This window comes from Melghirimyces profundicolus, assembly GCF_003054245.1.
GTDB classification, from domain to species: Bacteria; Bacillota; Bacilli; order Thermoactinomycetales; family DSM-45169; genus Melghirimyces; species Melghirimyces profundicolus.
On the sequence record NZ_QBKR01000005.1, the window covers coordinates 118,214 to 139,429 of the forward strand.

Genomic DNA, 21,216 nt, shown 5'->3' on the forward strand with positions numbered 1-21,216 from the left:
GCGACCGGTTGGGTTGAATCGGAGGAGGGGGCGGGCCCGCGGCCCGATCCGGTGATACCCGTTGACCTTGGACTTCAATCACCGACGTTTGGGGAGGTGGATGAACACGTGAGTGGATGGACCTTTCTTGGTCCGGCAGTCCTTCTGTTGGTGGTCCTCGGTTTTGTCACCTTTTCCATTTTGTTTGAGCGGAAAGTGATCGGTTGGATGCAGGCGCGGATCGGACCCAACCGGGTGGGACCCTGGGGCCTGTTGCAAACGGTGGCCGACATTTTCAAACTCCTGGTCAAAGAGGACACCGTACCGGCCAAGGCGGACCGGCCGCTTTTTAAAGCGGCACCGGTGATCGCGTTTGTGCCGTCCTTCGTCATCCTGGCGGTCATTCCGTTCAGCGAAGGGCTGGTGTTCGCCGATATCGGCGTGGGTCTCTTGTATTATATCGCCGTATCCAGCATCACGACGATCGGAATCCTCGCCGGGGGCTGGGCTTCCAACAATAAATATGCCCTCCTGGGCGCGATGCGGTCCGTCGCCCAGATGATCAGTTACGAAATTCCCCTGGTGATGTCGGTGGCGGGGGTGGTGATGGCAGCCGGATCCCTGAACCTGACGGCGATTGTGGAAGCCCAGGAGAAAGTTTGGTTCATCGTCCCCCAGATCATCGGTTTCGCCGTCTTTTTCACGGCTTCCCTCGCCGAACTGAACCGGACCCCCTTCGATCTCCCGGAGGCGGAATCGGAACTGGTGGCCGGTTATCATGTGGAGTACAGCGGGTTTCGGTTCGCTTTCTTCATGCTGACGGAGTACGTTTATGTCTTTGCCATGGCGGCACTGACGACTGTATTGTTTCTCGGGGGGTGGAACCCGCTTTTCGGCTTGGATTTCATTCCGCCGATTCTGTGGTTCGCACTCAAATTCGGCCTGATCGTCTTTTCGCTGATCTGGATCCGGGCCACCCTCCCCCGGATCCGGATGGACCAGCTGATGCAACTCGGTTGGAAGGTGCTCCTTCCTTTGGCTCTTTTCAATATTTTTTTATCGGCCATCCTGAAGGAAGTGCTCAGCGGGCTGTACTGATACTGACAAGGATGGAGGGATGGAGATGAAGGGTCTCCTCAAAGGGATGGGCGTCACCCTGAAAACGATGACCAAGAAAAAGGTGACCCACAAATACCCCGACGAACCCATACGGATGCCGGACCGGTTCCGGGGCATCCAGCATTTCGATCCGGAAAAGTGCATTGTCTGCAACCAGTGCGTCCGGGTATGTCCCACAGACTGCATCTCGCTGACCGGTCGGAAACACCCGGACCCCGGAAAGCGGGGAAAAATCATCGACACCTACGACATCAACTTCGAGATCTGCATCCTCTGCGATCTCTGTACGGAGGTTTGCCCCACCGAAGCGGTGGTGATGACCCGGAATTTCGAGTTGGCCACCTACACCCGGGACGATCTTTATAAAAACCTGGAGTGGCTTCATGAAAACGACTCCGGTATCCGGAGCGAGAACAACCTCAATGCCCGGGGTGTGAAAAAGTGATCCAGGTCAGCGGGGAGTTTATTGCTTTTTTTGTGGTGTCCTGCTTTGTCATCGGCGGAGCGGTGTTTATGATCCATTTGGTACGGGTCGTTCATATGGTGTTGGCCCTGGCCTTTTCCCTGCTTGGGATCGCGGGGATATACGTCCTTTTGAACGCGGAATTTCTGGCGGTGGTGCAGGTTCTGATCTATACGGGAGCCGTCTCCATCCTCATGCTTTTCGGGATCATGCTGACGCGACACCGGGACCGGGAGGAAGAAGGGACCCGCCTGTGGCACAGCGTGATCAGTTTTGTGGGAGTGGGCGCGTTATTCGGCATCCTGATCCATACGATCTACCATACCCCATTCGCCGGCCGGACGGCCGAGGTGGAACACTACTCGACCGCCAGGCTGGGGGAGACGGTTTTCAAGAAGTACGTGATTCCCTTTGAAGCCGTTTCGGTCCTCCTGCTGGTGGCCCTGGTGGGAGCCGTGATCCTGGCGGGAAAGGAGCGGAACACATGATGGCGGTCACTTCCTATCTCGCTCTGGGGGCCATTTTGTTCTGCGTCGGGCTGTTTGGGGTACTGACCAAAAGGAATGCTGTGATGGTCCTTTTCTGCATTGAACTGATGCTGAACGCCGCCAACATCAATTTGGTGGCTTTCTCCAAGTACGGGTTGCACGCCAACCAGACCGGGCAGGTCTTCACCCTGTTCACGATCACGGTGGCGGCGGCGGAAGCGGCGGTGGGGGTGGCGATCCTGTTTGCTCTTTACCGGAACCGAAACACCGTCAAAGCGGACCGTTACGATACGATGAAGGGCTGAGCCAGCCTGTCAAACCAAAGGAAGAAGGACGGGTGATCCCATGGTCGCAAATGCGTGGATAATCCCCCTCTTTCCCCTGATCGCGTTTCTGATCCTCCTGGCTGGCCGGAACGCCTTCAGCCAAAATACAGCAGCCTGGGTGGGAAGCGTCGCGGCATTGTTGTCCCTGGGCTCCTCGGCGGCCGTACTCATGGAACGGCTGGGCGGTTCGGACTCCCTTGCCGGTCTGGAATGGCTGTCCTTCGGGGAAACGACGATCCGTTTCGGGATCGAGGTCAATCAGCTGAATGCGTTGATGTTGTTGATCGTGAGTGGAGTCAGCTTCCTTGTGCAGGTGTATTCCGCTGGTTATATGAAAGGAGACGGACGGGTTTCCGTCTTTTACGCCTATCTGGGTCTGTTCACCTTTTCCATGCTGGGACTCGTGATTTCTCCCAATCTGCTTCAGCTCTATCTTTTCTGGGAATTGGTCGGTGTCTGTTCCTTCCTTTTGATCGGTTTCTGGTATTTCAAACCGGAAGCGAAGCGGGCGGCCAAAAAGGCGTTCATCGTCACCCGGATCGGAGATATCGGCCTTTTCATCGCGGTGATCCTCACCTTCATCCATGCGGGGAGCTTTGAACTGGCCCAAGTGTTTGATGCGGTGAAGGCCGGGGAGATTCCTCCGGGAACGGTTACCTTGATCGCTCTGCTGATTTTTGTGGGAGCCGTGGGGAAATCCGGTCAGTTTCCTTTACATACTTGGCTGCCCGATGCCATGGAAGGCCCCACGCCTGTCAGTGCTCTGATCCATGCGGCCACGATGGTGGCGGCGGGGGTTTATCTGGTGGCCCGCACGTTCCCCGTTTTTGAAGCCTCACCCGCCGCGATGAATGCAGTGGCTTGGACCGGGGCGTTCACGGCGATTTTCGCCGCCAGCATCGGACTGGTCCAGAACGACATCAAACGGGTGCTGGCCTATTCCACGGTCAGTCAACTGGGCTACATGATGTTGGCATTGGGCTCCGCGGGTTACGCAGCGGGGGTTTTCCACCTGATGACACACGCCTTTTTCAAGGCGCTCCTGTTTCTGGCTGCGGGTGCGGTGATCGTGGCCCTTCATCATGAGCAGGATATCCGCAGGATGGGGGGATTGTGGGAGACCCACCGTACTGTGGGTTGGTTCTTTCTGACCGGGTGCCTGGCCATTTCCGGTATCCCTCCCTTTGCCGGCTTCTTCTCCAAGGATGAGATTCTGCTCGCGGCGTTTCACGACGGTCGGACAGGGGTCTTTCTCGTGGGAGTCGTGACGGCGTTTCTCACCTCATTTTACATGTTCCGCCTTTTCTTCCTTGTCTTCCGGGGTGAACGAAGGATGGAAGCAAAGAAGGTGGGCCCCGTGCCCCGGGTGATGATTTGGCCCATGGGGATTCTGGCCCTGCTGTCGGTCCTCGGCGGATTCGTCGAATACCCCGGTCATGGATTGAGCCGTTGGCTGTCGGAGGGATCAGGGATTGTGCCGGCAGCAGAGGGAGAAGCCTCGTTCCTGGTGCCGCTGTTTTCCACGGTGGTCTCTCTGACGGGGATCGTTCTTGCCTGGGCCATGTACGACAATAAAAGCCTTCCCCGCGACTTCTTCTCCCGGCCGTTGCCCTGGACCTGGCGCTTGCTGCACCGGAAATATTACGTGGATGAAGCTTACGGGAAAGTGATTGTTACGCCTTACGGCTGGCTGGGGCATTTTCTGGCGGGCTTTGATCGGTACATCGTCGGGGGTGCGGTACGCGCGGTCGTCAAGGGGGTACTCCTGACAGGGGCACTGGTGACGGGGATTCAGAACGGCCAGGCTCAAACCTACGCCCTGGTGAGCGTGATCGGTCTGGTTCTGTTGATCGTTGGCCTGACGGCGGGGAGGTTGTTCGGATGATGGAGAGTTTTTTCAATGTTCTTCCCACCTGGTTGGTTTTTTCGCCCCTTTTGGGTGTGGTCGCCCTGTTGCTGATTCCGGGGAAAAAGGCCGGTTGGCTGAAGGCAGCGGGTCTGTTCGGTACGCTGCCTCCCCTGGTCCTTTCCCTGTTGTTGTACGGTCGCTTCGACCCGGCGGCAAAAGGGGTCCAATTTGAGCAATCCATTTTGTGGTTTCAGATCCCCCTTCCCCAATCCCCGCCCTGGGAGATCACCTTTCACCTCGGTGCAGACGGCCTGTCGCTTCCCTTAACGGTGATGGCGACGCTGGTATCCGCGCTCGCCGCCTGCGCTTCCCTTCCCATCCGGAAGCGCCAAAAGGAGTACTTCCTTCTTTTTCTATTTTTGGAGATGGGGATGTTGGGAGTGTTTCTGGCCCGGAATCTCTTTCTTTTCTTCCTGTTTTTCGAAATGACGCTGATCACCCTGTACTTTCTCATCGGGATCTGGGGTTACGTCGACAGGGAGAAGGCGGCCAACCGGTTTTTGCTTTATAACGGATTGGGTTCGGCTTTTTTGCTGCTGGGTGTGATCGGTCTGTTCGTCCTCTTCCAGTCGCTGGACTACAACCGGCTTCAGGAACTGGCCAACGACCCGCAGACGCGAAGGATGTTGTCCGGCGGTCCGGTCAGCCCCATCGTATGGGGGATCTTCCTGTGCTTCGTGCTCGCCTTCGGGATTAAACTTCCCGTCTTCCCCTTTCACACCTGGATGCTCAAGGTGCACACGGAGGCTTCTCCCGCCGTGGTGATGATTCATTCCGGTGTGCTTCTGAAAATGGGAGCCTACGGCTTGATCCGGTTCGGGGTGGAGCTTTTCCCGGATCAAGTCCGGGCTTCCGCCGTCCTGCTGGCTGTACTCGGTTTGATCAACATTCTTTACGGGGCGGTGCTGGCGTTTGTCCAGGAGGATCTGAAACGGGTGCTGGCATACTCCAGTGTCAGCCATATGGGGATCATTCTGTTCGGCATTGCTGCCCTGAATGCACCGGGCCTGACCGGAGCCGTGTTTCAGGCGGTTTCCCACGGTTTTATCTCCGCTCTCCTCTTCTTCTTCATCGGGAGTCTGTATGAACGGACGGGGACCACCCGGATCGGAGAGCTGGGCGGACTGGCTCGACAGGCTCCGGTCCTGACGGGGATTTTCCTGGCAGGAGGGATGGCGCTTTTGGGGTTGCCCGGCATGTCGGGGTTCATCTCGGAGTTCCTGGCCTTTCTCGGGCTGTTCCAGAAACAACCGGGGCTGGCCGCCGCGGGAACCCTCGGTTTGGTCCTGGCAGCGGTTTATACACTCCGCGCCGTGCTCAAAACCGGTTTCGGCCCGCTCGCGGAGCACCTGTCGAAAACGGTGGACACCCGGCCTTCGGAGGCCCTTCCCATGTTGACCCTGTTAGCCTGTATCATTTTGATCGGGGTTTGGCCCAATGTCCTGGGAGAGCCGATGCAAACCACATTGCAGACCATTGTGTCTAGGATCGGAGGGTAGGGGATGGAAAAATACTTCCTGGATTACAACTGGACCGTCATGGCCCCGGAATTGATCATTCTTTCCGCTGCCGCCCTGCTTTCCATCCTCGATCTCTTGCTGAAAGAAGAAGCGGACCGGCGAGTCCTCGGCTGGATCGGGATCCTGGCGGTGGCGGCAGCGGGTGTCTTCGCGGGCTCGGCCGTGGGGAACCCGCCCTATGAGATCCTTTCCGAAACCTACCGGGTGGATGATTTTGCGCTGGTTTTCAAGCTCATCCTGCTGGCGGGAACCGCTCTGGTGCTTCTCGCCTCCCTCAGGGAAATCCGATTGGAGGGAGAAAGGGCGCAGGGGGAATACGTTTACCTTCTCCTGACCGCCTTGCTCGGGGGGATGATCCTCACCTCTTCCGCCGACCTGATCACCCTGTTTGTGGGACTGGAGTTGCTGAGCCTTTCCTCCTACATCCTGGCGGGAATTCGTCGCAAACGGCCGGATTCCAATGAAGCGGCCTGGAAATACGTGGTGACCGGCGGGATGTCTTCCGCTTTTATCCTGTACGGCATGTCGTTTGTCTACGGACTGACGGGGACGACCAACCTCTACATGGCCCGGCAACGGCTTTTTGAAGCTTATCATGAGGGATACGAATCGTTTGTGCTCCTGTCTCTCTTCTTTATGCTTCTCGGGTTTGGTTTTAAAGTGTCCTCAGCCCCTTTTCACATGTGGGCACCGGACGTGTACCAGGGCTCCCCCACTCCGGTGACGGCTTTTTTGGCCGCGGTTTCCAAGACGGCGGCTTTCGCTTTCGTCCTGCGCGTTCTGTTGGCGACCTACCTGTTTCTGTTGCAGGCAGGGCCATGGATGGAACTGGTGGCACCGGCCCTTCTGACGGTGTCCGCCGCCTCCATGGTGGTGGGAAACACGGCGGCTCTCCGACAGATCCGTACCAAACGGATGATGGCGTATTCCAGCGTGGCCCATGCCGGATATCTCCTCGTTCCGGTGGCGACGGCGGCCGGCGGGATGCTGTTTGAAAGCACGGTTTACTATCTGATGGCGTACCTGATGATGACGCTGGGCGCTTTTACGGTCCTGATGATGGTGGAACGGGATGCGGGGGTCGAAGATCTTGCCGCCTTCAGCGGGCTTTCCCGCCGATCCCCGTTGGCTGCCGCGGCGATGACCGTCTTTTTGGTCTCTTTGGCCGGAATTCCCGTCACCGCCGGTTTCTTCGGCAAGTTTTACATCCTGACCCATGCAGTGACGGCGCGGGATTTTTGGATTGCAGCCGTCATGCTGGTCACCACGGTGATCTCCTATTACTACTATTTCGGAGTCATCCGCATGATGTATTTCCGGTCCCCTGCTTCTCCGAAAAAGGTTCCCATCTCTCCGGGAGCGACGGCGGTGATTGTGCTCACCCTTGTCGGAACCCTTCTTCTCGGCTTCTTCCCTCAGTTTGCCCTGGATTTCCTGGAGCGGCTGGATTGGACGTCCGTGCTGCATCCCGCAGGGGGGGCGGCCGGGAACTGACACACAAAAAACCTCTTCCGCAAGGAAGGGGTTTTTTGTGTGTTGGTAAGGGGGATGAAGTATTTGCATACCAAGTGATTGGCTTTTGGCCGGGAACCAATGCTCTTCTTTGATGATTCAGACGAAAGGAGAGCGGCTTGCGAAAAACGGGTAGATCCGGTGCAGCGCCGCTTCGGTTACGGCAAGGATCAACCCCACCGTCAAGGCGGTGCCGGAATCGACAAAAGCAGGCGGAAAGAGGTATTGAAGGGTGTACAGCAACAGGGAAAAAGCGAAGAGATCCACCAATGCCGCGGTGGTGGAGCTGTGATCGGGGAGCAGACGCCGGTCCAGCCAGACCCCGGCGACAGTCAGGATAAAGGAAACGGCCAGCAACCGGGACGGGGACTCCCAAGTCATACTGTCCGCGAAGAGATCGGCGGATAGAATCACGCAAAGAGCCGTGGCCCATTTCAGAGCGGTGTACAAAATCATGGGGTCCTCCCCTTCCAACAAGTATTGACGTTAGTTTACCAAGGAATGTCCATCTGACTCCCTCCCCCGTGCCGAACTCCTCCAAGGAATCAGTGGCCGATATGGGGTTCGAATCATTTTTGGAAAGTCGTTGCGTTCCAAGCGGTTTTGGGTTAGCATGGGAATATCGTGAACCCACTGTACGAGGAGTGCATAAAGTGATGGATGGAGCCACGGGCTTCGCAGTCTCCTCATTGATCAACATCCTGCTTTCCCTCGCCTGCATCGCCCTGAGTTGGTGGGTTCTCTTGAACCTGCGGCTGGATCTGTTCCTTCGGGATCCCAAAGGGGTGCAGGCCAAGGTGCTGTACATTCTGCTCTCCATTATATTCGGTCATAATCTGGCCAGTTTTCTCATCGATTATATGGGATGGTCCCGAATGATCGGCCAACTCTTCGGGTAGAAGTTTGCCTGACGGTATATCCTCTCTCCGCTTCGTGAACAATGGAAGAAAAAGAAGCACGGGAGAGGATGGGCCATGTTGCGAAGAGGGTTCGGGATTCCGGCATTATTGTTGATATCCGCTTTATTCATCGCTTTCTCAACCGCCCCCCGGGATGAAGAAAAACTGATCCGCACTTTCAGCCGGACAGGGGCGGAAGCCGAACGGTACATGTTGCACCATGGCGGACGGACCGACCGGAATTTCACACCGGACGACGTCCAGGGCCTGGCCCGGGGACTGGCGGGTGAATTGGGGCTGGATTCGGTCCGGGTGAGGAAAACGCCGGATGGAACCCGTTTTGAATCGGAAGGACGATGGAGTCGAAACATTCTGTTGGAATTGACCGTTATCAACGATAGGTCTTACGATCTTTTTGTACAACCTTATATTTCCATCCGGGCCGAGGGGAGCGGACTTCCCGATTCCCGGCTGTTCGACACCCGCAAACGTCTGAATCGCGCCCTTCAAAAATATCGAATTCAACCCCGCACTCATTTCTCCATCCAGGGAAGGCTTCATGCCGGGGGCCGTGCGGACGGACGTGAACGGGACCGGATGATCGATCGGATTATGAAGGAACTCGGAGCCGGAGAAGTCGAATCGATGCATGCGGAACGGACCGTCAGCGTGTCCGCGTATACCCCTCTTTTCAACGGGGGACTCCAAACGAGGGGCGGGACCATGAATGTCCAGGTCGCGGCCAAAGACGGTCACGGCGACGGAGAGGTCGTCCTCACCCTCGGAACCCCGATCATCACGATAGAATATTAGACATTCTCGGAGGGAAGAGTTTTGGACAAAATCATTGTACGGGGTGGCAATCGGTTGAAGGGGCGGGTCAAGGTTCACGGAGCCAAAAATGCCGTCCTTCCGATCATCGCCGCGTCCATCCTGCCGTCCCGGGGGGAGATTCTGATCCGGGACGTGCCGATGTTGGAAGACGTCAAAACGATCACCCAATTGCTTCACAGGATGGGCATTCAAACCGAACTCGATGAAAAGAGCGAAACCGTCCGGATTCAGGGTGAAAAGGTCGAACAAACGGAAGCACCCTACGATCTTGTCCGTAAGATGCGGGCGTCTTTCTTGGTGATGGGTCCCCTCTTGGCCCGGAAAAAACATGCCCGAATTCCGCTTCCCGGGGGTTGCGCCATCGGCAGCCGACCGATTGATCAGCACCTGAAAGGCTTGGAGGCGATGGGGGCGAAGTTCAACATCGGGCAGGGATTTATTGAAGGCACAGTGCCCGATCGGTTGCGTGGCGCCCGGATCTACCTGGATGTCGCCAGTGTGGGGGCCACAGAGAACATTATGATGGCAGCCGCCCTCGCCGAGGGGAGAACCTTCATCGAAAATGCCGCCTGCGAGCCGGAAATCGTCGATCTGGCCAACTTCATCAATGCCCTCGGCGGGCAGGTACGCGGCGCCGGCACCGACACCATCCGAATCGACGGAAAGGACTTCCTTCGCGGGACGGATTACACCGTGATCCCCGACCGGATCGAAGCCGGAACCTACATGGCGGCCGCAGCGATCACCCGCGGCGAAGTATTCGTTGAGGGAGCCATTTCCGATCACCTGAATCCCGTGATCGCCAAGTTGAGGGAAATGGGTGCGGAGGTGCTGGAAGGAGAAAACGGCATCCATGTCCGTGCGGATCGTCCGCTCAAACCGGTGGACGTCAAAACCCTTCCTTATCCCGGTTTCCCGACGGATATGCAGTCCCAGATGATGGCTTTGCAACTGGTGGCTGAAGGGAACAGCATGATGACGGAGACGGTGTTTGAAAATCGTTTCATGCATGTGGAAGAAATGAAACGGATGGGCGCCAAGATGAAAATCGACGGACGCTCCGTTCTAATCGAAGGCGGACATCCATTGTCCGGTGCCCAGGTGAAAGCGACGGACCTGAGGGCCGGAGCCGCCTTGGTGCTGGTGGGACTCGTGGCGCAGGGAGTGACGGAGGTCACGGAACTTCACCACATTGACCGCGGATATGTCGGTCTGGTGGAAAAGCTTCGCTCCTTGGGAGCCGATATCCAACGGGTCTCCGAAGAAGCGGGAAAACTGAAAGTCCAGCACTCATTCGCTTAATATGAAGAGAAACCCGCAGCTCCACGGCTGCGGGTTTCTCTGTGCCCGGAGGTTCTATTGAAAAATACCCCCTCATAGGCTGGAAGAGAGGTTGTCCTCGGACCATTTTTCAACCGGGAGGCGGGTCCAGTTGCACAAAGGGATGATCCTGTTGACAGCGTTGTTGATCGGGGTGATGGTGGCCGTGCCGGCCATCCTGGTCAGTTTTGACCGGGATGCTCCTTATGCAAAAAAAAGCGGTGGCGAAAGCGGATCTGCCATTTGGAAATCCGGGCCCATCGTAAAGGTTTACCTTACAAAGGAGAATAGAGTGGAAAAAGTTCCCCTTGAAGCCTACATTCGCGGAGTGGTGGCGGCGGAGATGCCGGCGGACTTTCATGTGGAAGCGCTCAAAGCCCAGTCTCTTGCGGCGCGTACCTATATCGGGGACCGTCTTTCCAAGGGCAAGTTTGAGGGCATGGCCAAGTGGGGGGGACAAGCGAAGGGTGCCCACGTATCCGATACGGTGGACCATCAGGTGTATCTTACCGACGAAAAACTGAAGGAACAATGGGGAGATCATTACCGCGCTTACTCCGCCCGAATCAACCAAGCGGTGAGAGAGACGCGGGGAAAGATGATTTTTTACGGAGGAAAGCCTATTTATGCCGCGTTTTTTTCCACCAGTAACGGCCAAACGGAAAATTCGGAGGATTACTTCTCCACCGCTTATCCCTATCTCAGAAGCGTCCCTTCACCCTGGGACAAAGAGTCTCCCAAATTCAGGGATCAAAAGAAATTTGAGTTGAAAGAATTCATCAGTCGTCTTTCCGACCATACCGCCAAAGAAGTGGCGGTTTCGGCTGCCGCCGGGGGAGACTGGCTGAAGGTGACCGAGCGGACGGACGGGGGAAGGGTCAGCAAAGTCCGGGTCGGCGACCAGGAGTTTACGGGACGGCAGGTCCGGGAGGCGCTTGAACTTCCTTCCGCTGATTTTAACTGGAAAATCAAAGGAGGACAAATCACTTTCACTACCGAAGGTTACGGGCACGGAGTTGGAATGAGCCAATGGGGGGCCCATTTGATGGCCCAGCGGGGAGAGAAAGCGGAGGAAATTATCCGTTACTACTACCGGGGCGTGGACATTGCCGCCATGGACGAACAGCTGGCTCAAAAAGAGTGACCGCGTCCACACCGGATCAGGTGCATCGGCGGAGGATCGCCGGTTCCATGGAGGAAGCGGGAAGTTGGCGACAAAAGCCCCCCTGCCCGAACTGGATCAATGGAAGATCGGAAACCATTGATGAAGCGGATCGCGAGCGTTTTTCCCGCCCGGGGTGACCCATCAGGTGAAATACAATATGTCAGCTTCGGGGAAATAACGTTGAATTCCCCCTTCCATGTGTTCCCGGAGAGCCTGAAGCTGGCTTTTGGGGTAAACGTACTTGTAACGGCCGTAACGGCCCCATTTTTTTTGCCGTTCTTCTTCATTCATGTTGAGCTTGGTCTTGGGGTAGTGTTCCTGGATGATGTTTTTGGCCGTTTTGGTAAAACGGTGGGAAATCAGTTCAAAAGTCAGGTCTTTGGTCGCCTCCGGGGGCAGAGCTTGGCTCAGGTTCAACAGGAGCCGGTCGTACTCTTCTTCCCATCCGTCGAAGATCATGAGCGGAGCGAGGATGAACCCGAGGGGATAGCCGGCACGGGCCACTTTGCCGGCGGCCTCAATCCGTTCTTGAAGAGGGGCGGTACCGGGTTCAAAATACTTGACCACATAATCGGCGTTCAGGCTGAAACGAAACCTTGTATGACCGTTGTGGCGGGCATCCAACAGGGGGTCGACGGTGCTGTACTTGGTGACGAACCGGAGACGTCCAAGCTCTTGTTTCCCCATGAACTCCACGGCCTTTTTCAAAGACCCGGTGATATGCTCAATCCCGACCGGATCCGAAGTGCAGGCCGCTTCAAAACGGGTGATGTCCGGGGCGCGTTCCCGGATGTATCCCTCAGCCGCTTCGAAGATGTCGTCCAGGTTGACGTAGACCCGGACATAGGGCCGACGTCCCATGGTGGTTTGAAGATAACAATAATGACAATGGCCCATGCAACCGGTGGCGAGGGGGATGGCGTATTCCGCCGAGGGTTTGGAGGTGTCGAATTTCAGTGTCTTCCTTACGCCCACCACCAGGGTATTTTTGGCCATCCGGTATTTTTGAAGTTCCGTCTTTCCGGGAATCCCGCGGACTTGGTTGTGGGAGGTGGTCTTACGGATCGGGATGTCCGTCTCCTTGAATCGATCGTAGAGCTCTTGCCCCAAAGGATATTGAAGTGCGTCAGGTTCGAAAAAAATCAGATCTGGCTGGAACGGTTTCACGTTAGATCACCTGTTTTTCAGCATCTCCCTCCCCGGCCGGAGCATACTGTCCACCTTTTTCCTTCGATTCTTTTGCACGGGACTCTTCCCGCAAGCGGTTGCTGGTAGAAGGGATCATCCCGGTGATTACGGGGCTTTTGGTTTCTAAATATATGAAAAAAAGGAGGAAAAAAGGTATAAAACCGGGATCCCGTGTCGAGAATGGATCCTGAGGTGATAACCAAAATGAAACCAGAAGACCGCAAACCGACTGGTTCGGTTGAAAAAATCTCGCGTCTGAAGTGGAAAAGATTGATGGCGAAAAAGTGGTTTTTCCCCGCCGTTTACCTGGCAGCCGCAGCACTCATCCTCAGCCTGGTATGGTGGTATCAAAACGCCCAGGACATGGGTGTGACCAAACCCAATACCGGCTTGGAAGAACTGCGGCAGGAAGAAACGGTGCCGACGGAAAAGGCCGGCGAAAAAATGAAATCGCCCGTGGCCGATTCCAAAGCAAACCGGATCATGGGTTATTATGAAGAAACGGGTTCTGAAAAGTCGAAAGAGGCGTCGTTGGTTAAATACGCCAACACATTCTGGCCCCATTCCGGTCTGGATTTCGCACGCAAAGACGGAAAGCCCTTCGGTGTCATCGCCGCCATGAGCGGGAAGGTTCTCCGGGTGGAAGAAAATCCGCTGACCGGTCATCAAGTGGAAATTCAGCATAAAGACGGTCTCGTCACGGTGTACCAGAGCTTGGCGGATGTGAAAGTGAAAGCCGGAGATACCGTCAAGCAGGGGGATAAGATCGGGCAATCCGGTCGCAATAAGTTTGAGAAAGAAGCGGGAAATCACCTGCACTTTGAAATCCGGAAAGACGGTGAGGCCATCAATCCGGAACCATATTTTAAAGACTGAAAGTTCGATTTTTCCGCTCCCCGGAGCGGATTTTTTTTGGCCCTTTCAAGGTTGATCCATCAGAAAATTGGCTAAAAAAGCGACAAAAGGGCTTGTCAGGGCTTGACAGATGAGAATAACCCCGAAATCACCTCATATAATGTACCAGACATCCGAAGAGGGAGGCGAGGGGAGTGCACGATTACATCAAAGAGCGGACGATCAAAATAGGGCGCTACTTCGTGGAAACCCGAAATACGGTCCGCACGATTGCGAAGGAGTTCGGGGTATCCAAAAGTACCGTGCATAAAGATCTGACGGAACGGTTGCCCGAAATCAATTCTGAACTGGCAAACCAGGTAAAGGAGATCCTGGAGTATCACAAATCGATCCGTCATCTTCGGGGAGGGGAAGCCACCAAGGTAAAGTATAAAAGGGAGCGCCCCCAAAAAGAAAAAAAGCTGGAAATCACAAAGGTCTGACCGCCCTTGTCCGCACACCCCGCCCACCATTGAAAATTGAAAAACCGGGATCCATCGGTTCCGCCGCTACATAGTCGGACGGCCATTCGGGTCGGTCCCGGCGTTTCCATGCATCCAGAAAGATCCAAGGTGGAAAACATTCGGGTTCCACCTGGTTTCTGTTGGTTTGCTGCCGCCGTTCGCTGTGGACTTCATTCAAGAGTTGCGATATATTCTATCTATAGAGGATCTGTTACTGGGTGATATGGTTAGCTTTGTACATAAATGGCGGAGATTGTTTTTTGTTGGGGCAGGCAAGATTGCGGATGACACCAAAACGTCTGCTCGGAGAGGATGGCCATGCAACAGAAAGAAGAAAAACGGAACCGGGTTAGTGAGCAGGAACAAAGCCGTGAATCAAACGAAAGGGTGGAGAACCAAAGCGGGGACCTTCCGGAGGATCGGACTCATTTCAAACCGTCATCGGAGGAAGCGGTGCCGAAAGAGGAGGTCCGTGATCCTGTGCCAAAGGGGGAGCCGGAGGAAGATCCGCTTCCTGAGACAAAAAAGAAACAGTTGGAAAACCGGAGGTCGTCGGATTCGGGCGAATTTTTGAGGGACAAGAGGGAAACCTCTGATCAAGGGAAGACAGAGCGGGATCAGGAAAGAAAAAGCGCACCCCCCAAGGAAACTTCCCATTCCGTGGAAAAAGAAACGGAACCCGCCACCCCCGGCAAGCGACCGCCGGAATCCGAAGGGAAGCAAAGCCGCCACAGGGAGAAAGATGCGTTGGGGGATACTCCGGAACCGGCCGATCCACCCCAATCCGGAGAAAGTTCGGAAGATGTGCCGCTTTCCATGACAGAAGAGCGGCGAGTCAACCCCCCCACCAGCGAAACCGATAAGGAAAAGGATCCGGATCCATCCCCCAAGGAAAAAAGATCCCCGTCCGCCGACAGGGACAAGCCCGCGGAGAAAGAAAAGCCGGTTTCACCCGGTGCAGAGAATCCGAATGAGTGGGAAGAACGTCTGAATCGGGATTGGGGAATCGGTTCTCCTCCGGGTGAAACCGAAGACGGGGACAACGCCGTTTTAGAAGATAATGACTCCGGATTTCCAAAAAAGGGCGGCGAAACCTACCGAAAACCGGCCGGTGTTTTGAAATGGAGAAAAAACGGTTCCCTTCCGGAGGAGGTCGTTCCTCCCGGTGAACCTGATTCCGGTGCGGGTGAGCGTGTGAAGGCGGATGGTGATCCTGCCCGGCAGACCGAAAAAAAAGGCAGGCTCAGCCCGACTGCCCGCAGGGTGTTGATGTTGCTCTTTGTTTGGATACCGCTGTTGAGCGTGGCGGCATTGGCCGGGGGGGTATTGATCGGATACAGCGTCATCGGCAACGATCCTGCCAAGGATGTGTTTACCCGGGAATTATGGCAGCACTTATATGATCTGATTTACGGGTAAAGGCCCGCCCCCGCCCTTGGGCGGTGGAGACGGGTTCTTTTCTCGTGAGGTGATTTTTTTCGAGCACCGGGTATCATACAGGTGGGAAGCCACGAGGGAGGGACCCCGATTGAATTTACCCAATGCAGTCACCCTGTTTCGTTTCATATTGATTCCGGTTTACCTGACGCTTTTTTTCTCCGACATCCCGTTCAAGATGCAATGGGCTTTCGGAGTGCTTTTACTTGCGGGTCTCACCGATGTGGTGGACGGCTGGCTCGCCAGGAAGAACAAACAGGTGACGCAACTGGGCATTATGCTGGATCCTCTGGCGGATAAACTGATGATGTTGGCTGTGTTCCTCTCCCTTCTCGTTTCGCACCGGATCAGCATTTTTGCGGCGATTGCGATTTTTGTCCGGGATCTGGGGATGATCATTGCCTCCGCTTTTTTTCATTTCCAGGGCAAACTGACGGTTCCGGCCAATCTGATGGGGAAGTTGACTACGGTTTTGTATTATGTCGCTCTGTCTCTGTTGATGTTTGACCATCCGTCCGCGGGTGAGTTTTTATGGGGTGTCATCATATTTTCATTTATTACTTCCCTCATTTACCTGTTTCAGTTTAAACTGATCAATCAGAGGTCCATGTAAGGAAAAGAGTCGGATCGTCATGTTCCCCGGTTCTTTTCCTTCCTTTTGTAAACGTTGTCGGAGGTGTCCGTAGTGATCGACAGAAACATCATCCGGGCTTTGGTGGTGGAAACCCCCTCCGTTCCGGGAAATCTGGGGAAGGTGGCCACCGCGATCGGCATGGCGGGTGCGGATATCGGAGAAATTGAAACGGTGCAGGTGGGAACCACTTCCACCCTGCGCAACATCACAGTTCACTGTGAAAATGAAGAACAGCTGAAAGAGGTTCTGAAGGCGATTCGTGGCCTGAAGGGCGGAATCCGTCTCCATGCGGTGTCCGATGATGTACTTCGGGCGCATGAAGGCGGGAAAATCCAGATGAAGAGCCGTCTGGACGTCCGTTCACTCGCGGACCTCCGCAGGGTCTATACACCAGGGGTGGCCGACGTTTGCCGCGTGATCCAAAAAGACCCGGAAAAAGCCCGTCTCTATACAGGAATCGGAAATTCCGTAGCCATTGTGACGGACGGAACCGCCATTCTGGGGCTGGGAGATATCGGACCGGTGGCGGGTATGCCGGTGATGGAAGGAAAAGCGGTACTCTTTGACCGCTTCGCGGGAATCAGTGGCATTCCGATTCTTCTTTCCACACGGGATCCCGACGAAATGGTCCGGACCGTGAAAAACATCGCTTCCGGTTTCGGAGGGATCCTGCTGGAGGATATCGGATCTCCTCACTGTTTCGAAGTGGAAGAACGGTTAAAGCGGGAGTTGGATATTCCGGTCATGCATGATGATCAGCACGGCACCGCCGTGGTGACATTGGCTGCCGTGATCTCCGCCTGCAAGAGTGCCGGCGTCAACCTGAAAGAAGCAGTCGTGGGTCAAATCGGACTCGGCGCCGCCGGGATGGCCATCTGCCGCATGTTCATGGCTTACGGCGTCCGGCAGGTATTGGGGGCGGACAAGTCGGATGTGGCCAAAGAGCGCTTAGCCGAATACGGAGGGGAACCGGTCGGAACCCTGCAGGAAATCACGGAGCGTTCGGATATTCTGATTGCCACCACCGGTGTACCCGGTTTAATAAAGGAGGAGTGGATCCGGAAAGGTCAAGTGATTCTCGCACTGTCCAATCCCAAACCCGAAATCGAACCGGAGACGGCATTGAGGGCGGGAGCGGCGTACGCCGCGGATGGTCGCGCCGTCAATAACGTCCTCGGTTTTCCGGGGATTTTCAGAGGGGTTTTGAATGCGCGGGTCCCGAAGATCACCCATGAAATGCTGATGGCAGCAGCCGAGGCGATTGCGGAAAGCACCAAAGAAGGGGAGTTGGTTCCCCATCCCCTGAATCCCCGTGTTCACGAATTGGTGGCTCAGGCGGTGGAAACCGTTGCTCAGAAGAAAAAAAGCTAAAAAAGAGCACCGGGACAAAACCCCGGTGCCTTTATTTGAACCCCCGGCAGGATGGCGGGGGACATTTTTATTGTAGTAACGACGATTGCCTTTCATACATGAAAAAAAGCGTCTGTTAAAATATTCAGCAAAAGGGCCGAAGGCGTAAATTCCCTTTTTTCAAGGCCCCTGTCATTTATGATACAATCAAAGTGCCAATTTGTGGCGTCGAGGATCCCCTCCGGACCCCGCGAAACGGGAGTCAAGGAAAACAGAGAGCAGAAAGAGGGTTATGAATGGAAATGGACGTGAATCAGATCCAGGAAGTCATTCCACACCGGTATCCATTTCTGTTGGTGGACCGGATTCTGGAATGCGAGATGGGAAAAAAAGCGGTGGGAGTCAAAAACGTCACCGCGAATGAACCGTTTTTTCAAGGACATTTTCCCGGCTACCCCGTCATGCCCGGAGTGTTGATTGTGGAAGCATTGGCCCAGGTGGGTGCCGTGGCCGTTTTGGGTATGGAGGAAAACCGGGGTAAGCTGGCTTTCTTTGCGGGCATTGAGAAGTTTCGCTTCCGTGGCCAAGTGATACCGGGGGACGTTCTCACCCTCGAGGTGGAAATGCTCCGCCTGCGGTCGGCGCTGGGAAAAGGCAAAGGAGTGGCCCGGGTCGGTGATCGCATCGTGGCCGAGGGAGAGCTTCTCTTCGCCGTTCAGGACAAAGAATGAATTCCAGCCGGAATAAGCCCTTGAAGCCTTGTGATTGAATGTTCGTTTCGAGAAAAGGGGGAGCGTTTACCCAAAATAGCGGGACAGTGCCTGCACCTGTGCGGGACAGCATGGCGACCCAGGAGAGACTTGTGCTCTGTGAGTGCAGCCGGAGCGGCTTTGGGTAAATGCTGCCGCTCCCTTTTTCACAATACTTCTTGGTGCCAAGGGGTTTCAAGTGTAAAGCTGTTCAGATCCACCGGACCAAGAGATAAAGCATCACCCAAAGGAACAGACTGATTACGCTCCCGTTGATGAGACCCCTGGCGCAGTCCAACGGGGCGGAGTCTTTCGCTTGCCGGTTTTGGAGAGCCATGGTGATTCCTCCCTCCGTCACTTAGGATGGACAGCCGGAAGGGGTCTCATGCCCTTGTAAAGGGATGGTTAAAAAGGTGTAAAGCCCGTAACAGAGGGGAGCATCTGTCCGTTCCATCTGACTGGGGGGCCTTTTTGTCCGCCCCCGAAACACGGGAGGGATGAATATGAAAGTGGTAACCGTGGTGGGAGCCAGACCGCAGTTCATCAAAGCGGCTCCCGTTTCCAGGAGTCTCCGCCGGAGAGGAACGGAAATCCTGGTCCACACCGGGCAACACTATGATCCGTCCATGTCGGACATCTTCTTTGAGGAATTGAAAATCCCCAACCCGGATTACCACCTGGGGGTCGGTTCCCAATCCCAGGGTGCCCAGACGGGAGAAATGCTGACCAAGGTGGAGGAAGTTCTCCTTCGGGAGAAACCGGATTGGGTTTTGGTGTATGGAGATACCAACAGCACGTTGGCCGGCGCGTTGGCGGCATCCAAGCTGCATATCCCGGTTGCCCATGTGGAAGCGGGCCTCAGAAGCTTCAACCGGCGGATGCCCGAAGAAGTCAACCGGGTGTTGACGGACCATGTTTCTTCCTTGCTGTTTTGTCCAACGGAAACGGCGGTTCGTCATCTGGATTCGGAAGGAATTCGAAGCGGGGTTTACCAAGTGGGGGATGTCATGGCGGACGCGGTGCAATTCAACCGGAAATTGGCCACAGAGCGTTCGGATATTCTGGAACGTTTGGGACTGGAGCCTGGTTCCTATCTTCTGATCACCTTCCACCGGGCGGAAAACACCGACGATCCCGAACGGCTGAAAGAAATCGTTTCCGCCCTGAACGCCCTCTCGGCGCCGGCGGTTCTGCCCCTTCACCCCCGGACCCGAAACAAGATGAAAAGCGATGGCCTTTCTTTCAACAACCGTTTTCTGAAGGTGATCGAGCCCGTGGGCTATCTCGATATGCTCCGGTTGGAGTCCGGGGCGAAAAAGATTCTCACCGATTCGGGCGGGGTGCAAAAAGAAGCATTTCTTCTGGGAGTTCCCTGCATCACCATGCGGGATGAGACGGAATGGACAGAAACCGTCGAACAGAAAACCAATATCTTGGTGGGGGCGGACAAGAGGAAAATCATCGAAGGCGTGGAAACATTTGGAGTGGATTTCTCGGAAGTTCAACCGGTATTTGGAGATGGGAAAGCCTCCGGCCGCATTGTGGACCGGCTCTGGCAGGATGGATAATAAACAGCCTTGGCTCTCCGGTTCTTCAACCGGACGGACCGGGTCGTAAGAAAGGAAGAACGTCCAGCACCATGAGCCTCAAAGTATTAATCATCTCCCACATGTATCCCAACCCCTCAAACCCGACGTCTGGAATTTTCGTACACAATCAGGTGAAGACGCTGAAAAAGGCGGGAGTGGACTGCCAAGTCCTTTCACCCGTGCCCCGTTTTCCCTTTTATCCCAAGTGGAGGGCGTATCGTCATTTTCCGGGACAGCTGACGATGGACGGCATTCCGATCCGTTATGTTCCCACCTGGATGTTCCCGGGTGGAGCGTTTTTTCAGTCTTACGGGTACCTTTACTTCCGTTCGCTGGTTTGTGTCATGGAGGATTTGAAAAAGCGGTTTTCATTTGACCTCATTCATTGTCATACCATTTATCCGGACGGTTATGCCGGCACGTTGCTGAAGAAGATCTTCCGGGTGCCGGTGGTCACCACCATCCACGGTTCGGATATCCGGCTTTATCCCTTCCGGAACAAAGGAGTGTTGGAACGGACGGAGAGTGCTTTGCGGGCTTCCGATCACATTGTGACGGTGAGTGAGCAGTTGAAGCGGGATACGCAGAAAATCGTGGCGGGAGTGGAGGCCACCACCATCTACAACGGATTCGACCCCCAGCGGTTCTATCCGCGCTCGCGGAAAGAATCCCGGGAGAGACTGAATTTACCCCTGAACGGCAAGTCCATTTTGTTTGTGGGGAACCTCTATAAAGTGAAAGGATTGGAATATCTCCTGGAAGCTTTCAACCAATTGGCGGTCCAGCATCCGGATGTCCGGCTCCATCTGGTCGGTGATGGTCCCCTTCGTTCCAAGTTGGTGAAGAGGGTCCGGGAGTACGGGTGGGAGGATCAGGTTCTTTTTGCGGGAAGGAAACCCCCGGAGGACATCCCCTGGTGGATCAACAGCAGCGACGCAGTGGTCCTTTCCAGCCTGAGCGAAGGGTTACCCTCCATTCTGCTGGAAGCCATGGGGTGTGGAAAGCCGGTGGTGGCGACGGATGTCGGGGGGATCTCCGAGATCCTTCAGCACCGGAAGACGGGTTTTTTGGTGGAACCGAAAAATTCGGAGGAGCTGGCCCGTTATCTGTCGATTCTTTTGATGGATAACGAAGGCCTCGCCTTTGACATGGGCGAGCGGGCCTATTCCGAATCCGGCTCATACACGTGGCAGCGGAATGCCGAACGGATGATGGAGCTGTATGAAACCCTTTTGAACGGGCGGAAAAGAATTAACTAAGATTTTTTTAAGATTGACCGGAGACAATACCGGGAATGTTTCGTTTGTGTTACAGTGAACATGGAGTTTGTAATCTTGTTGTAACAAAAAGGCAGTCCGGGCCGTGCCCGTCTCACGA

22 protein-coding genes are annotated in these 21,216 nt (G+C 55.3%); 19 read left to right on the plus strand and 3 right to left on the minus strand.

Features of this window, described 5'->3' with window-relative positions:
* The first annotated feature begins 108 nt into the window (after positions 1 to 108).
* Genes nuoH through C8P63_RS05425 form a run of 7 tightly spaced genes read left to right on the plus strand, consistent with a single transcriptional unit; the run spans position 109 to position 7,298 of the window.
* Positions 109 to 1,077, plus strand: a complete 969-nt coding sequence (nuoH, locus tag C8P63_RS05395) for an NADH-quinone oxidoreductase subunit NuoH (RefSeq protein ID WP_108022322.1) — start codon at positions 109 to 111, stop codon at positions 1,075 to 1,077.
* Positions 1,078 to 1,102: 25 nt separating this feature from the next.
* Complete coding sequence (gene nuoI, locus C8P63_RS05400) at positions 1,103 to 1,543, plus strand: NADH-quinone oxidoreductase subunit NuoI (RefSeq protein ID WP_108022323.1); 441 nt, start codon at positions 1,103 to 1,105, stop codon at positions 1,541 to 1,543.
* A complete protein-coding gene (locus tag C8P63_RS05405) occupies positions 1,540 to 2,049 on the plus strand; it encodes an NADH-quinone oxidoreductase subunit J (RefSeq protein WP_108022324.1) in 510 nt (169 codons plus the stop codon). Before nuoI ends, C8P63_RS05405 begins: the two co-directional genes overlap by 4 nt.
* Complete coding sequence (gene nuoK / locus C8P63_RS05410; RefSeq protein WP_108022325.1) at positions 2,046 to 2,354, plus strand: NADH-quinone oxidoreductase subunit NuoK; 309 nt, start codon at positions 2,046 to 2,048, stop codon at positions 2,352 to 2,354. The genes C8P63_RS05405 and nuoK overlap by 4 nt, the downstream gene beginning before the upstream one ends.
* A 40-nt stretch (positions 2,355 to 2,394) precedes the next feature.
* A complete protein-coding gene (gene nuoL, locus C8P63_RS05415) occupies positions 2,395 to 4,260 on the plus strand; it encodes an NADH-quinone oxidoreductase subunit L (protein WP_108022326.1) in 1,866 nt (621 codons plus the stop codon).
* A complete protein-coding gene (locus C8P63_RS05420; protein WP_108022327.1) occupies positions 4,257 to 5,783 on the plus strand; it encodes a complex I subunit 4 family protein in 1,527 nt (508 codons plus the stop codon). Before nuoL ends, C8P63_RS05420 begins: the two co-directional genes overlap by 4 nt.
* Positions 5,784 to 5,786: 3 nt before the next feature.
* Positions 5,787 to 7,298 carry an NADH-quinone oxidoreductase subunit N gene (locus tag C8P63_RS05425; protein WP_108022328.1) on the plus strand — a complete coding sequence of 504 codons (1,512 nt, stop codon included), beginning with the start codon at positions 5,787 to 5,789 and terminating at the stop codon, positions 7,296 to 7,298.
* 117 nt (positions 7,299 to 7,415) lie between these two features.
* Here the strand turns inward: C8P63_RS05425 and C8P63_RS05430 are convergent, their stop codons facing one another.
* Positions 7,416 to 7,772, minus strand: coding sequence for a hypothetical protein (locus tag C8P63_RS05430; RefSeq protein ID WP_108022329.1), 357 nt, complete (start codon positions 7,770 to 7,772; stop codon positions 7,416 to 7,418).
* A gap of 200 nt (positions 7,773 to 7,972) precedes the next feature.
* Between C8P63_RS05430 and C8P63_RS05435 the strand changes: the two genes are divergently transcribed.
* The 4 genes from C8P63_RS05435 (at position 7,973) to spoIID (ending at position 11,513) form a co-directional block, all read left to right on the plus strand.
* On the plus strand, positions 7,973 to 8,215 hold the full coding sequence (locus C8P63_RS05435; protein WP_108022330.1) for a DUF1146 domain-containing protein: 243 nt from the start codon (positions 7,973 to 7,975) through the stop codon (positions 8,213 to 8,215).
* A gap of 75 nt (positions 8,216 to 8,290) precedes the next feature.
* Positions 8,291 to 9,028, plus strand: a complete 738-nt coding sequence (locus C8P63_RS05440; RefSeq protein WP_108022331.1) for a YwmB family TATA-box binding protein — start codon at positions 8,291 to 8,293, stop codon at positions 9,026 to 9,028.
* 21 nt (positions 9,029 to 9,049) lie between these two features.
* Positions 9,050 to 10,351 carry a UDP-N-acetylglucosamine 1-carboxyvinyltransferase gene (gene murA / locus C8P63_RS05445; protein WP_108022332.1) on the plus strand — a complete coding sequence of 434 codons (1,302 nt, stop codon included), beginning with the start codon at positions 9,050 to 9,052 and terminating at the stop codon, positions 10,349 to 10,351.
* A gap of 130 nt (positions 10,352 to 10,481) precedes the next feature.
* Positions 10,482 to 11,513, plus strand: a complete 1,032-nt coding sequence (gene spoIID, locus C8P63_RS05450) for a stage II sporulation protein D (protein WP_245920709.1) — start codon at positions 10,482 to 10,484, stop codon at positions 11,511 to 11,513.
* A gap of 162 nt (positions 11,514 to 11,675) precedes the next feature.
* Here spoIID and splB read toward each other — a convergent pair whose 3' ends face one another.
* Entirely contained in the window at positions 11,676 to 12,701 is a 1,026-nt protein-coding gene (splB, locus tag C8P63_RS05455; RefSeq protein WP_108022333.1) for a spore photoproduct lyase, read from the minus strand.
* A gap of 294 nt (positions 12,702 to 12,995) precedes the next feature.
* On the opposite strand from splB, the gene C8P63_RS05460 reads away from it, so the two are divergent.
* The 6 genes from C8P63_RS05460 (at position 12,996) to fabZ (ending at position 18,232) form a co-directional block, all read left to right on the plus strand.
* Complete coding sequence (locus tag C8P63_RS05460; RefSeq protein ID WP_170109513.1) at positions 12,996 to 13,598, plus strand: M23 family metallopeptidase; 603 nt, start codon at positions 12,996 to 12,998, stop codon at positions 13,596 to 13,598.
* 173 nt (positions 13,599 to 13,771) lie between these two features.
* Positions 13,772 to 14,059 (plus strand): sporulation transcriptional regulator SpoIIID, encoded by a 288-nt coding sequence (spoIIID, locus tag C8P63_RS05465; RefSeq protein WP_108022335.1) that lies wholly within the window; start codon positions 13,772 to 13,774, stop codon positions 14,057 to 14,059.
* A gap of 339 nt (positions 14,060 to 14,398) precedes the next feature.
* Complete coding sequence (locus tag C8P63_RS05470; RefSeq protein ID WP_170109514.1) at positions 14,399 to 15,499, plus strand: DNA-directed RNA polymerase subunit beta; 1,101 nt, start codon at positions 14,399 to 14,401, stop codon at positions 15,497 to 15,499.
* 109 nt (positions 15,500 to 15,608) lie between these two features.
* Positions 15,609 to 16,130, plus strand: a complete 522-nt coding sequence (locus C8P63_RS05475; protein WP_108022337.1) for a CDP-alcohol phosphatidyltransferase family protein — start codon at positions 15,609 to 15,611, stop codon at positions 16,128 to 16,130.
* 72 nt (positions 16,131 to 16,202) lie between these two features.
* Complete coding sequence (locus tag C8P63_RS05480; RefSeq protein WP_108022338.1) at positions 16,203 to 17,522, plus strand: NAD-dependent malic enzyme; 1,320 nt, start codon at positions 16,203 to 16,205, stop codon at positions 17,520 to 17,522.
* Positions 17,523 to 17,797: 275 nt separating this feature from the next.
* On the plus strand, positions 17,798 to 18,232 hold the full coding sequence (gene fabZ, locus C8P63_RS05485; RefSeq protein WP_108022339.1) for a 3-hydroxyacyl-ACP dehydratase FabZ: 435 nt from the start codon (positions 17,798 to 17,800) through the stop codon (positions 18,230 to 18,232).
* Positions 18,233 to 18,461: 229 nt separating this feature from the next.
* Here the strand turns inward: fabZ and C8P63_RS19725 are convergent, their stop codons facing one another.
* On the minus strand, positions 18,462 to 18,587 hold the full coding sequence (locus C8P63_RS19725) for a hypothetical protein (RefSeq protein ID WP_281258684.1): 126 nt from the start codon (positions 18,585 to 18,587) through the stop codon (positions 18,462 to 18,464).
* A 166-nt stretch (positions 18,588 to 18,753) separates the two neighbouring features.
* On the opposite strand from C8P63_RS19725, the gene wecB reads away from it, so the two are divergent.
* Both wecB and C8P63_RS05495 read left to right on the plus strand, forming a co-directional pair.
* Complete coding sequence (wecB, locus tag C8P63_RS05490; protein WP_108022340.1) at positions 18,754 to 19,818, plus strand: non-hydrolyzing UDP-N-acetylglucosamine 2-epimerase; 1,065 nt, start codon at positions 18,754 to 18,756, stop codon at positions 19,816 to 19,818.
* Positions 19,819 to 19,889: 71 nt separating this feature from the next.
* Positions 19,890 to 21,098 carry a glycosyltransferase family 4 protein gene (locus tag C8P63_RS05495; RefSeq protein ID WP_108022341.1) on the plus strand — a complete coding sequence of 403 codons (1,209 nt, stop codon included), beginning with the start codon at positions 19,890 to 19,892 and terminating at the stop codon, positions 21,096 to 21,098.
* Positions 21,099 to 21,216: the final 118 nt, after the last annotated feature.